At 65.1% G+C, this 11675-nt stretch carries 13 protein-coding genes; 9 read left to right on the forward strand and 4 right to left on the reverse strand.

The features are described 5' to 3' along the window. Nucleotides 1–43 precede the first annotated feature (43 nt). The 3 genes from GA615_RS01390 to GA615_RS01400 all read left to right on the forward strand — a co-directional run bounded on the left by GA615_RS01390 (nt 44) and on the right by GA615_RS01400 (nt 3690). On the forward strand, nt 44–1144 hold the full coding sequence (locus GA615_RS01390) for a hypothetical protein (protein WP_152049460.1): 1101 nt from the start codon (nt 44–46) through the stop codon (nt 1142–1144). 361 nt (nt 1145–1505) lie between these two features. Then, on the forward strand, nt 1506–3053 hold the full coding sequence (locus GA615_RS01395) for an extracellular solute-binding protein (protein WP_161602101.1): 1548 nt from the start codon (nt 1506–1508) through the stop codon (nt 3051–3053). Between the two features lie 37 nt (nt 3054–3090). Beyond that, nucleotides 3091–3690, forward strand: coding sequence for a hypothetical protein (locus tag GA615_RS01400; RefSeq protein ID WP_152049462.1), 600 nt, complete (start codon nt 3091–3093; stop codon nt 3688–3690). A gap of 55 nt (nt 3691–3745) precedes the next feature. On the opposite strand, the gene GA615_RS01405 is transcribed toward GA615_RS01400, so the two are convergent. Further along, nucleotides 3746–3952: a histidine kinase dimerization/phospho-acceptor domain-containing protein gene (locus GA615_RS01405; RefSeq protein ID WP_152049463.1), complete on the reverse strand. Its 207-nt coding sequence runs from the start codon at nt 3950–3952 to the stop codon at nt 3746–3748. Nucleotides 3953–4189: 237 nt separating this feature from the next. Between GA615_RS01405 and GA615_RS01410 the strand changes: the two genes are divergently transcribed. The 6 genes from GA615_RS01410 to GA615_RS01435 all read left to right on the forward strand — a co-directional run bounded on the left by GA615_RS01410 (nt 4190) and on the right by GA615_RS01435 (nt 8674). Further along, nucleotides 4190–4768: a hypothetical protein gene (locus GA615_RS01410; protein ID WP_152049464.1), complete on the forward strand. Its 579-nt coding sequence runs from the start codon at nt 4190–4192 to the stop codon at nt 4766–4768. Nucleotides 4769–4805: 37 nt separating this feature from the next. Further along, complete coding sequence (locus tag GA615_RS01415) at nt 4806–6056, forward strand: MFS transporter (protein WP_152049465.1); 1251 nt, start codon at nt 4806–4808, stop codon at nt 6054–6056. A 153-nt stretch (nt 6057–6209) separates the two neighbouring features. Continuing rightward, the gene (locus GA615_RS01420; RefSeq protein ID WP_152049466.1) at nt 6210–6671 is read left to right on the forward strand and encodes a RidA family protein; all 462 of its coding nucleotides are present in this window, start codon (nt 6210–6212) and stop codon (nt 6669–6671) included. Nucleotides 6672–6771: 100 nt separating this feature from the next. Beyond that, the gene (locus GA615_RS01425; RefSeq protein ID WP_152049467.1) at nt 6772–7005 is read left to right on the forward strand and encodes a hypothetical protein; all 234 of its coding nucleotides are present in this window, start codon (nt 6772–6774) and stop codon (nt 7003–7005) included. Nucleotides 7006–7038: 33 nt separating this feature from the next. Continuing rightward, a complete protein-coding gene (locus GA615_RS01430; protein WP_152049468.1) occupies nt 7039–7881 on the forward strand; it encodes an SDR family NAD(P)-dependent oxidoreductase in 843 nt (280 codons plus the stop codon). A 4-nt stretch (nt 7882–7885) separates the two neighbouring features. Next, entirely contained in the window at nt 7886–8674 is a 789-nt protein-coding gene (locus GA615_RS01435) for a sugar isomerase domain-containing protein (RefSeq protein ID WP_152049469.1), read from the forward strand. Nucleotides 8675–8729: 55 nt separating this feature from the next. On the opposite strand, the gene arsS is transcribed toward GA615_RS01435, so the two are convergent. From arsS to GA615_RS01450, 3 genes are all read right to left on the reverse strand, one after another. Beyond that, nucleotides 8730–9761 carry an arsenosugar biosynthesis radical SAM (seleno)protein ArsS gene (gene arsS / locus GA615_RS01440; protein WP_152049470.1) on the reverse strand — a complete coding sequence of 344 codons (1032 nt, stop codon included), beginning with the start codon at nt 9759–9761 and terminating at the stop codon, nt 8730–8732. A 113-nt stretch (nt 9762–9874) separates the two neighbouring features. Further along, nucleotides 9875–11260, reverse strand: a complete 1386-nt coding sequence (locus GA615_RS01445) for a glutamate decarboxylase (RefSeq protein WP_152049471.1) — start codon at nt 11258–11260, stop codon at nt 9875–9877. A 33-nt stretch (nt 11261–11293) separates the two neighbouring features. Continuing rightward, nucleotides 11294–11629, reverse strand: a complete 336-nt coding sequence (locus tag GA615_RS01450; protein ID WP_152049472.1) for an arsenosugar biosynthesis-associated peroxidase-like protein — start codon at nt 11627–11629, stop codon at nt 11294–11296. Nucleotides 11630–11675: the final 46 nt, after the last annotated feature.

Genomic DNA, 11675 nt, shown 5'->3' on the forward strand with positions numbered 1-11675 from the left:
CACCCTTGCTCCTCTTTTGTGAACAACCAGGACGCGCACCCTCATGGCCGCCACCACCTTGAAGCAAACGCTCGCCAACCGCCTCAACGCCCTCCTGTCCACAGGCCCGAAGTCGAGCGAGGGCAAGGCCCGATCGAGCCGCAACGCCCAATCGCACGGCCTCTCGAAACTGGGCACCCACCGGCCCGCCGACATGGCCGAGGCGATCGAAACGCGCAAAGTCCAGTGGCACAACGACTACCGCCCCGAAGGTCCCACCCAGACGTGGCTGTTTGACCGCCTCGTGGCCGAATCCGTCCGCCTCGACTCCTGCGAGGCCCGCATCGTCGCCGCCCGCGCTGAACAGGCCGAGCGGGCCTCCGAATCGTGGGACGACGACCGTGCCGCCGACATCGCCTCCCTCGCCGCTCGCTTGCCTCAGCAGCCTGAACGTATTCAGGCAATCATGCTCCAAAGCAAGCACGGTGTCCTCTGGCTCCTCGACCGTTGGGCCGAGGTGCTCGACTCCCTGACTCGTCACGAAGGCTGGACCCGCGACACCTGGAACCTCGCCCTCGACCTGCTCGGCGTCTCCCCCTTTGCCCGAGACGGCTCCGGCCCCTGGGATCTCGACCCCGACGACAAAACCGAAGCCCCCGGCCTTGCCCTCGTGACCCAGGCCACCGAGGCCCTCCGCGCCCGGCTCGATGCCTTCCTCAACGCCCGAGACGACCGCGCCCGGCGCGACGCCGAGGCCGGTCTGGCGACCGAAGACCCCCGGCCGATCCGCCTCCTGGAACGCTATGCCGCCGATGCGCGTCGCCAGTTCTTCCGCCACCTCAACGAGTTGCGTCGGTTGCAATCCGGATCGCCCCGCGCTGCCACCGCCCAGGGCTCCTCAACCCCCGACCAACCCCCCGGCCCCCGTCCCGACCGCTCCCGTCCTCATCCTCAGCCCGCCGCCGAGACCGAGGCCCATCCCGCTCCACCCCCTTCAGAGCCTCCCGCCACCGTTCCGACCGCGCCACCCACCCCGGCGCGAAACGAACCCATCGGCCGCCCTTCGATCGGCCGTCCTTCGCTCCGCCCGGCCCTTCCCGGTGCCTCCGTCCCCCTGAACCGTCGCGCCCGACGCGCCCAGGCCGCCGCCGCTCGACGCTCCTGAACCCCCCTCAACCCGGCATCACCCGGCAATCGACGCCCCCCGTGCGCGCCGAGCAAGCCTGCAAGGTGAAGGAGAACGTGAGCCACGGATGAAACACGGATCGGAACGAAACCCGACGACGATGGTGTCGTGTGTGGCCAAGTGCCGAATGCGGGATGTCGAATCGGAACGAGCGAACGAACCCGGTGTTCCCCTGACCTTCCTGTTCCCGTTCCCTTTCCCATCCGTGTTTCATCCGTGTTTCATCCGTGGCTCCAAACCCCTCCCTTCCCAGACTCCCCGTTTGACCGAAGATTGGGAGCCTCATTACGATGGGCTGCGGCCAATTCTGGTTGGAATCTCTCGGGAGCTTGGGCACATCATGCGACATCGGGCAGGGGAACGTCTGGTCATCGGCCTCCTGGCCGTCGGCATGATCGTCTCGACGGGCTGCAATCGGGGGGGCTCCGATCCGGCCGAGCTGATCGAGCCCTTCCGCGGCATCGGGCTTCGGGTCGCCGTGCTGGGCGAGCCGCTCCTCGCCGAGATGCTCGACGACCGCCGAGGCGAATGGGAACGCAGTCGAGGCGGCACCGTCACCATCGAGGCCGCCCCTGACCTTCAGGCCACCGAGGGAGCCGACGTCATCGTCTTTCCCGGCGATCAGCTCGGCAGCTTGATCGACGCCGATCGCCTCCGCGTCCTGCCCGAATCCCTCGTCTCCCCCCCCGATCGCTCGGCCGACCCCGACGAAGAGCCCCCCGTCGATGCCCCGGTCGGATCGGAGCTCGCCTTCGCTCAGGTCTTCGACGTGTACCGGGAGCAGGTGTCGAAGTACGGTGACGATCGGGTCGCCCTTCCCCTGGGCGGCTCGGCCCTGGTCCTGGTCTACCGGGTCGAGGCGCTGCAAGGAGACGACCTCGCCGCCGAGGCCGAGGCCGCCGGCGTCAGCCTCGAACCGCCGACCACCTGGGAGCAGCTCGACGACCTCGCCCGCTTCCTCCACGGCCGCGACTGGAACGCCGACGGCCAGCCCGACGCCGGGATCAGCCTCGCCTTCGGCCCCGATGAGGCCGAGCACCTCGGCGCCGAAACCTTCCTGGCCCGATCCGCCGCCCTCGGCCTGCACCGCGACTACTTCTCCCTGCTGTTCGACCCCGACTCGATGGCCGCCCGCCTCACCGAGCCCCCCTTCGTCGAGGCCCTCGACACCCTCCTGGCCCTTCAAGACGCCGGGCCGGAAGGGGTGGCCTCGTTCGACGCCGAGGCCGCCCGCTCGGCCTTCCGCACCGGCTCGGTCGCCTTGCTGATCGACCGCGCCGAACGGTACGCGTCGTGGCTGGAGGAAGGGGACGAGGCCGAGCTGGGCGTGGCCCGCCTGCCCGGCTCCGCTCGCATGTTCGAGGCGAACCGGTCGGCCTACGATCCGGCCGACCCCCCGAACCGCCCCGGCTTCCTGCCCGGCGGCGGCGGCTGGCTCGTGGGGGTGTCCTCCGCAACCGCCCACGCCGAGGCCGCCGAGGACTTCGCCCGCTACCTGATCGAGCCCGACACCGCCGCCCGGCTTCGGGTCGATCTGCGGGTGCCGATGCTCCCGGTCCGCTCCCCCCTGGTCGGCCAGGGGCCTCCGCTCGATCGAGACCTGCCCGGCCTGAGCCGTCGCGACTGGTCCGACGCCGTCTCGCGGACCCTGCTGGCCGATCGTGTCCTGATTGGCCCGCGCATTCCCGGCGCCTCGGGCTACCTCGACGACCTCTCCCGGGCGATCGCCTCGGCCGCGACCGGCGACGTTTCCCCCGCCGACGCCCTGCAATCGGCCGCCGACGCCTGGGACGCCCGCTCCCGAGACCTTGGCCTCGACCGCCAGAAGTGGCACTATCGCCGCAGTCTCAATGCCTTCGCCACTTCCGACCAGCCTCCTCCCCGCTGAGTTCCGATCACGATTCGATTCGAACCGAGCGACTCTCATGCACGTTCCCGAGCCCCAGTTGGGATTCCCGAATCCGCTCGCCGCCCAGGGGGATGGCGAGCTGACCCTCGAGCAACTGTGCAACCTGGACAGCGCCCCGGCGTTCGTCCGACGGGGCCAGGACGTCGAAGACTCGCTCAACCGCCTGCATCGCCAGTGTCGGCGCGTTCGAACGGACATGCTGGAGATGGTTCACCTTCGGCTCCGCCAGTGGGCCGCCGTGGCCACCGGACCGGATGACTGGTCCGATCGGTTCGATCAGCCGGTCGCGCCCCTCTGGAGCCTGGCCCAAGCCCCGGCCGATCCCGTCTGGGCCGATCGCCCCGGCGCTCCTCGACGCCGAAGGGCCGTCGCCCGCGACCTGATCGCCAGCATGGCCCGGTTCAACCGCCGCTGGTCCCGTCATGTCGAGGAGCTGAATCTCGACTCCATCAATGCCCTGATCGACGGGTACAATCGCTACTATCTCATCGAGAAGGAGCTGCTCATCGGGTCGGCTCGGTTGGCGTCTCGCCTCTTTCGCGTCTATCCCTCGCTCACGGTCGAGTCCGTCTTCGAACGCCACCCGCCTTTGCCCGTGCTCCATGCCCGGGAATAGCACCGAAACCCCACCCCGCTCTGGCCCGCCAGACGGAGTGTTCTGGAGGGCTCGCTCAGGAGTTGCTTCGGGTTCCCAGCTGGTCCAGCGTGTTGAGTGAGGCCGTGGCCTGCTCCACGTTGTTGCGGATGATGTCGAGCATCTCCTCGCCAAGCTCTTTCTCAAAATGGGATTTCCGGATTGCGGTCGCGGCCGACGCAATGGCACTGAGCCGATTGCGAAGCTCATGCACCACCTCTCGGACAGAATCGGAATCGCTCATCGAAGCCTCTCGGACTGACGGAAGGCCACCAGCGGCATCGCCGGGCCGGAACTCGGCTCACGCTGCGGATTGGTGAGCACGTCGATCCAGTCTACCCGTGCAAATGGTGCGCCGGCAGATCCAGGGGGTACGAGCGTTGCCGGATGCCGGTCCGATCGCGTACCCTGGTCCTCTGACGGTTCTGGGAATCGAGCGGACGAGGCCAGGCCCTCGCGAGCGGAGGAGTCGCCAACGGTCATGGACCGGATGATCCTCGGTGCGGCCCTCCTTCACGCCCTGCTCCTGGTGGCCGCCTTTGCGGCGGTCCTCCTCGGAGGGGCAGGGGAGGGGCTCGGACGAGGGCTCCACGATCGGCTCGGACCCTCAGCAACGATGACCGGCGTGCTGGTCAACCTGCTCGTCCTTGCCTGCGTGGTTGCTCGCGAAGCCTGGATCCGACGGGTCGAGCGCCTCGCGGGACTTCCTGGGCGGTTCCACTCCCGAGCCGTCCGGAACCGCCGACGGGTCACTCCCGTCGCGGTCGGTGGCCTGGGCCTTCTCGCGGTGGCCTCCTGGTCCTGGTGCGACGATCCGACCGGATCGAGCGATCCGGGGCCGGCCCAGAGCCTCGCTCACCTGGCCCTGGCCTCGGTGGCGATCGGCTACCAGGGGGCCGCGCTGGCCGTCTTCGCCGTGACGATCCTCGGTCAGCGGGCGCTGGCCCTGGCGCTCAAGGCCGAAGTGGATCGCCTTCGACCTCCGTCCTCAAGTGCTGCCGACCCCGACCCGACCGCCCCCCGCTCGCTCGCTCAGCCCCCCGATCGCCTCCCTCCGTGACCTGATTCCAGACCTCTGCAGAGGATCTTCCCCGCCGATGTCGCCGCTGCTGGTCGTCGTCTCCATCGTGCTTGTGGACCTGCTCGGATTCTCGCTGGTCATGCCGCTCTTGCCTCGGTACGCCGAGCAGTACGGCTTCGACGAGCGGATGATCGGCGCATTGTTCGCGGCCTTCCCGCTCTGCCAGCTCATCGCCGGGCCGATCCTCGGACGGCTCAGCGATCGCTACGGCCGCCGCCCGATCTTGCTCATCAGCCAGGTGGGGACCACGCTCTCGTTCCTGATGATCGGCCTGACGGATGTCTTCGTCATCATGCTGCTCGGCCGGATGCTCGACGGCTTCTCCGGCGGCAACATTCTGGTCGCCCAGGCGTATATTGCCGACGTGACGAAGCCCGAGGAGCGGGCCAAGGGGCTCGGCCTCATCGGCGCGGCCTTCGGCGTGGGATTCGTCCTCGGCCCGTTGCTGGGGGGCCTGCTCGTCTCGCTGCCGATCGGGCCGGTCTGGAGCCTTCGCCTGCCCTTCCTGGTCGCCGCCGGGTTCTCGACGATTGCCTGGATCTTGACCTGGCGATGGCTGCCCGAATCGCGCCCGCCAGGGATCGAAACCGTGCCGAGGGCCGCCGTTCGAGCCCCCGGTTGGCAAGGGCTCGTCCGGGCCATCGGCGATCGGAACGCCCGGCCGCTCGTGCTGCTCGGGGCGCTCGTCGTCTTCGCCTTCGCCAGCCTGGAGGGAACGTTCAGCCTCTACCTGCAACGCCGGATGGGACGCGGAGCCGACCGGGCCGCCTACTGGTTCGCCGCGCTCGGCCTGGTCAGCGCAATCATGCAAGGCGGGCTGATCCGCCGCCTCGTGCCGAGGTTCGGCGAGCCTCGCCTGATTCCCGTCGGCCTCGCCCTGCTGGCCGCGGGACTGGCCTCGCTGGCCGTTGTGCAAACGACGGCAGGGCTCGCCCTGGCGGTGGTGCTGGTCGGTCTGGGGCAAGGGCTGGCCGCGCCGACCGTCTCGGGCTTGCTCTCGCGGTCGGTCGCGCCGAGCCGACAGGGGGCCATCTTTGGGGCCTTGCTCTCAGCTCAAACGTTTGCTCGATTGGTGAATTATCAAACCGCGAATGAGTTGCTCGGTCGCTACGGCCCCTCGGCCCCGTACTGGGAAGGCGCGGCGATCGCCCTCTTGGCCTTGCTCTTGTCTGGCTGGGCGATCCGCGCGGCCCGCTCCTCGGGCCATCCTGCCGGTGAAGCCCATCTGGCAGGCGTGGCCTCCGACAGCGACGATCGTGAAGTCTGAACCCCCCTCGACCGCGCGATCCCTTGCCTTTATGCCGACTGATCCGACCGACGGAACCGCGGCGGTTGATTCGAACGGGGCTCCGCGGTAGCCTCAAGAGCCGATTGGCCCGAGTTTCCCGAACCAACCCGCAGCACCGAGGATTACCCGATCATGGGCGCCGACGCTCGCATCGAAGAACTGAAGCTGGAACTGCCCAAGGCCCCGAAACCGGTGGCAACCTACGTGACGGCGAACCGTCACGGTGACCTGCTCTATGTCTCGGGCCACGGCCCGCTGAAGCCCGACGGGTCCATGTATACCGGCAAGCTCGGGGCCGAGCTTGACCTGGAAGCCGGCAAGGTCGCCGCGCGTCAGGTCGGCCTGGCGATTCTGGCCACCTTGCGAGCCCACCTGGGGACCCTCGACAAGGTCGAGCGGCTCATCAAGACCCTCGCCCTGGTCAACTGCACGAGTGAATTCGCCCAGCAACCTCAGGTGATTAACGGCTACTCCGACCTGATGCGCGACGTGTTCGGCGACGCAGGCGTCGGGGCCCGAAGCGCCCTGGGAACGAACTCGTTGCCTGGCAACATCGCTGTCGAGATCGAAGCGATCTTCCAGGTCAAGGACTGATGTCGCAGACCCGCCCATCCCGTTTTCGAGTGATCCGAAAACGGGATGGATTCCCAATCAATAATCATGCCGCCCTTGGATTTTGAGGAATGGAAATTCATTGAAAAACAAAACGTCAGAATATCGCTATGTCATCCTTGACTACAACGGCAATTGCTGGTTGGTTCAGGACAACGCCACACAGAAGACCTCCGGCCTGCCGTCGATGCTGGACGAGGGTTGGGTTCCCGTCCGGGAAACGCCCTTTCATACGGAAGGAACAGTGACTCCTTACGTCTTGATTCTTCTCGAACGAGATGGCGCAGGGGCAGGCAATGACTTCGGTTTCGCCTGACCCACGCGGGGGGACCAACCGGGAGACGGCACCGTGACCCGACCAGGAGGACGACTCGACGGCCGATCCTGCCTGATCGTGGGCGGAACCGGTGGCATTGGCCTGGCAACAGCCGAACGCTTCCTGGCTGAAGGGGCACGCGTTGTCGTTTCGGGCAAGACCGCGGGGGAGGCGGGCGAGGCGTTGACCAGGCTAGGCCCGCTGGGCCCGGCCCAAAGCATCCAGGCGGATGCTGCTGTCGAATCCTCGGTCATTGCCTTGTTCGATCAGGCGATGGGGTGGCTCGGCGGTCGGCTCGATGTGCTGGTGCATGTGGCCGGGATCAGTGGCCGGCGCTTCGGCGATGGCCCACTCGACGCCTGCTCGCTCGACGGTTGGGAAACGGTCATGGGAGTCAACGCGCGAGGAGTTTTCCTGACGAATCGAGAAGCGGTCAAGCGTATGCTGATGAAAGAACCGGAAACGATTCCCGAATCGGTGGTAGGTGCGCGGGGGGCTATCGTCAATGTTGGCTCGGTGCTCGCCAGGTCTCCTGCTCCCGTGCATTTCGGCACCATTGCCTACGCGGCGAGCAAGGGAGCGGTCGAAGCAATGACGCGAGCCGCAGCGGCGCGCTACGCAAGCGATGGGATCCGGATCAATCTGGTCGCCCCCGGTCTGATCGAAACGCCGATGGCCGCCCGAGCCGTCACCGACCCGGCCATCCGCCACTACCTGCGGACGAAGCAACCGATGGTCGGTGGCCCTGGATCGGCCGGCGACGTGGCCGAGGCCGCCCTCTTTCTGGCCGAACCGGCCAATCGATTCGTGACGGGAGTCGTGCTGGAGGTCGATGGCGGTTGGTCGCTTTCCGATGGTCAACATTTGGGTGAGTGAAAAAATGTCAGCCATTGAAGATGAGAACGTGTTTTCCCAATATCTGGGCGCGGCCCGATCGGCGCTCGACGCGATCGAGGCGACGCAGCTCGACCCCATTCGGGAGGTTTCCCGACGGTTTACGGAGGCGATTCTGGCGGATCGCCTGGTTCATGTCTTTGGCACCGGACACTCGCGAATGGCGGTGGAGGAGATGTTCCCTCGGTACGGCTCGTTTCCCGGATTCCATCCGATTGTCGAGCTATCCATGACTTTTCATAACCCGGTCGTGGGAGCCAACGGTCAGCGGCAGGCGATGTTTCTGGAGAATGTGCAGGGGTTTGGCCCCGTTCTTTGGCGGAACTTTGTCACCGACCCGAGCGACTGCTTGCTTGCCATCTCCACCAGCGGCTGTAACGCCGTGACGATCGACGTGGCGATCGAGGCGAAACGCCTGGGGATGACGGTCGTTGCTCTGACATCGCTGGCGCATAGTGCCGCCTCCACCTCGCGGCATGAGTCGGGCAAGAAGCTGCATGAGGTGGCGGATCTGGTGCTCGACCAGAAGGCTCCGGCTGGGGATTCGAGTGTCTGGATTTCGGGGCTGGAAACACCGGTCGCGCCGATTTCATCGGTCACGGGTTGCACCATCATCAACCTCGTGAAGGCCGAGGTGGCCCGACTGCTCACCGAGGCCGGTCGGCCGCCAAAAGTGTTGACCGCCGCGTGTCACGTCGGGGCGGAGCGGGCGAAGGCTCTGTTTGAGGAAACGTACGACGACTATCGAAGACGAGTCGGCGTCCTCTATCGCTGAGGGAAGGGGAAAGGAGTTGTTTAAAATTTAAGTGTAAATTTTTGTTAGTGCGTTGTCATTGGGCCACCTGACCTCCGCAGCTGGAGCCGGAGCCGGCTGTGCAGCCGTAGCAGTGCAGGCCGGTCACGATGGGCTCGGCGATGAGGTGGTCGAGGTCGAAGTCGGCAATGTGCCGCGGGGAGGTGGGAAGGTCAAGCTGTTGGTTGAAGTCGCAGTCGTACAGGGTGCCGTCCCAGGAGACGGACAGCAACGAGCGGCACATCACCCCTTCCGCGGCGGTCGGGTTGTAGGAAGCAATCAATCGAGTCATATAGGATTCATACTGATTTGTTCGAATCAAAAATTCGAGAAATCGGTTGATCGGCATGTTTGTGATCACGTAGAGGTGGTTGAATGTAATCTCATAGCGGTTTTTGAGCTCACGGCGAAAGTCAGCTTCGATTGACGATTGTTTCGGAGGAAGAAACGCACCGGTGGGGTTGTAGACGAGATTGAGCAGCAATCCGGAGTCGGGGAGTCCGTAGCCGAGCCTGTTGAGCCGACGGAGAGCGGTGATCGAGTCCTCGAAGACACCGTCGCCGCGCTGGGCGTTGGTCGAGCGCGGGAGGTAGGAGGGGAGGCTGGCGACGATCTCGACTCGGTGCCGGGCGAGAAATTCGGGAAGCGCTTTGAAACGAGGGACAGTGAGGATGGTGAGGTTGCAGCGGTCGATCAAATGGCGGCCGAGCGTGCGGATTTGTTCAACGAACCAGGAAAAATGAGGATTCAGTTCGGGAGCGCCGCCGGTGAGATCAACCCTGGGGATGCCGGTGGTTTCGAGGACTCGCAGACAGTGCGTCATGGTCTCCCGAGTCATGATCTCGGTGCGGTCGGGGCCAGCATCAACGTGGCAATGTTTGCACGTTTGATTACACATCTTGCCGAGGTTGATCTGCAAGGTGTCGATCTTGGTGCGCGTCAGGGGGTGGAGTCCGTGCGAGGCGAGAGATTCCTCGAATGGACGAAAGTTGCCTGATGGTCGAAGGATCCGGAGTTGCTCGTCGATGGTCGCCAGGGGGTGTCCCTGGCCGAGGAGACTTCGGGGCATGGCAGGCTCGCGAGTCGGGTCGAGGGACGATCGAGGGTCGTCTTGATCGTACCAAGAGCCTCGCGGAAATGGGACCTCTCGCACGATCGGGGTGTTCAGCGGAGCAGGTAGGATCAGCAGACACCGTGCGGGCGGCTGTCGGAAGCAGGGGGCAGATGCACGGCGCGAAGGCGATCGACCTTGGCCAGTGCTGCTTTGAGGTCGCTAACGAACAGTTCGGCAAGGTCTCGGCTGAAGTTTTCTCGGACGACGGCACGCAGCACGCGAATTTCCTGCGCATTGGGAGGAAGAGGATAGGCGGGAACGATCCAACCCCGTTCGCGGAGCGTCTCGGAAAGAAGGTCGAGCGTTTCGGAAGGCTCGGAAGGGTCGGCGAGGGTCAGGGCGACGACAGGAATGGCTCGGGTGTCGCCGAGGCGTCGAAAGCGGCCGAGGGAATCGATTCGCTCCTGAAGATACGTGGCGTTCTCCATGATGTTGCCGATGATTCGGGAATATCCGGCAACACCGAGGCGGAGGAAGTTGAAATACTGAAGCAAGACGGGAGCACTGGCCCGAGAGAAGTTGAGGCTGTAGTTTGACATCTCGCCGCCGAGGTAGCTGATCTTGAACACAAGCTCGTCGGGGAGGTCGGTCGTGTCTCGGAAGACGACGGTGCCGATGCCAGGGTAGACAAGGCCAAACTTGTGATTCGAAACGTTGATGGACCGGACGCGTTCGAGGCGGAAGTCCCAGGCAAGTTCCGGATTGACGAAGGGGACGACAAACCCACCGCTTGCTGCGTCGACATGAATGGGAATGTTCCATCCCTTTTCGGCCTGGAGCTGGTCGAGCAGGGTGGCGATCTCAGCGATCGGGTCAATCTGGCCGGTAAAGGTTGTGCCGAGGACGCAGCCGACGGCGATCGTGTTTTCGTCGACTCGGTCGGCCACGCCTTGTGGCGTGAGGATGTGGCAGTCGGGTGAGAGCGGGGCGATTCGGGCTTCGACGTCGAAATACCTCGTGAACTTTTCCCAGCAGGTATGAACATCTGCGCCGAAGACAACGTTGGGGCGATCGGTGGGTGCCCCTTGAGATTCGCGTCGCTTCCGCCAGGCCCATTTGTGGGCCAGGAGCCCGAGCATGATCGCCTCGGACGATCCGACCGTGCAGGTGCCGACGGGTGTGGCGTCGTCGGGAGCGTGAAAGAGGCGACCGATCATGCTGACGACGCGGCGGTGGATCTCGTCCGTCTGGGGGTATTCGTCCTGATCGATCAGATTTTTGTTCAGAACATCTCCCACCAACCGATCGGCTTCGGGCTCCATCCAGGTGGTGACGAAACTGGCGAGATTTAACGCGGGGTTTCCGTCGAGCTGCAACTCATCGCGGACGAGCTGGGCCGCGACCTCGGCGGGCATGCCGTCGTGGGGGATGCGGTCACGGGGAATGGACCGAGCGAAGTCTCGGGAGGCGTAGGTCGGTGCCAGTTCGGCATCGGTGTGGCGAATCCGTTTCATCAGCCTCGGAACCTCGCTCGGAAGATGGGGTGACTACATCGAGAGGGAGTCGTGGATGTCTTTCATCTGCACGCCGTGAACCAAGGCAACCCCGGCCCGCAAGGCGGCGGCGACCTGAACGGCTTCGGTCATCTGTTCGAGGTTTGAACCATTTTCCAGACAACTGCGTGTGTAGGCGTCGATGCAATACGGGCAGCGTTCGTTGTGGGCAACGGCCAGGGCAATGAGGGCTTTCTCACGAGCCGAGAGGGCTCCGTCCTCGAAGACGGCGCCATACCACTGCTGAAACTTTTCCCAAAGGGCGGGGGCGCCTTCGGCGATTTCCGGGAATCGGGGGAGGTCCTCGGGGTTGTAATAGGACGAGGGCATGGGGCTGTCAACTCCTTTTTCTTCGAGGACGGGGAATCATGATGAT

This window comes from Tautonia marina, from assembly GCF_009177065.1.
GTDB lineage: Bacteria > Planctomycetota > Planctomycetia > Isosphaerales > Isosphaeraceae > Tautonia > Tautonia marina.